The 449-nt window shown below is 62.8% G+C and carries 1 protein-coding gene; it reads right to left on the minus strand.

Features of this window, described 5'->3' with window-relative positions; translation table 11 throughout:
• The coding region (locus ACWTU8_RS32655; protein WP_455851356.1) for an AraC family transcriptional regulator at window positions 1-448 on the minus strand (448 nt) is incomplete at its 3' end.
• Window position 449 lies beyond the last annotated feature (1 nt).

Below are 449 nucleotides of genomic sequence, written 5' to 3' on the forward strand. Positions count from 1 at the left end.
TCGGGAACGCCTCGGAAAAGCCCGGCAGGTTTTCCCAATGGATGGCGCAGCGCTTGTTGGACAAGAGGCCGGCGGCGGCAAGGATGTGCGCGCCGGTGCATAGGCCGCCGACGGCGACGCCACGATTATACTCCTCGCGCAGCCAGGCGAAGGCCGATTTGTTCTGGTAGCGCTCGACGTTGACGCCGCTGCAGACGATGGCCATGTTCGGCCGGTCGGGGCCCGCCATCTTCTTGCGTTCTTCCTCCAGCGAGGTGTTGACCGCGCATTCGACGCCATTCGAGGCGCGCACCGGCTTGCCGTCGATGCTGGCGAGGCGCCAGCGATAGGCCTCGTAGCCGAGCATGCGGTTGGCGGAGCGCAACGGGTCGAGTGCGGTTGCAAAAGCGATCATAGTGAAATCGGGGATAAGAAAGAACACAAACGATCGCTTGATCGGATGCTTGATG

Source organism: Mesorhizobium sp. BHbdii, assembly GCF_053848045.1.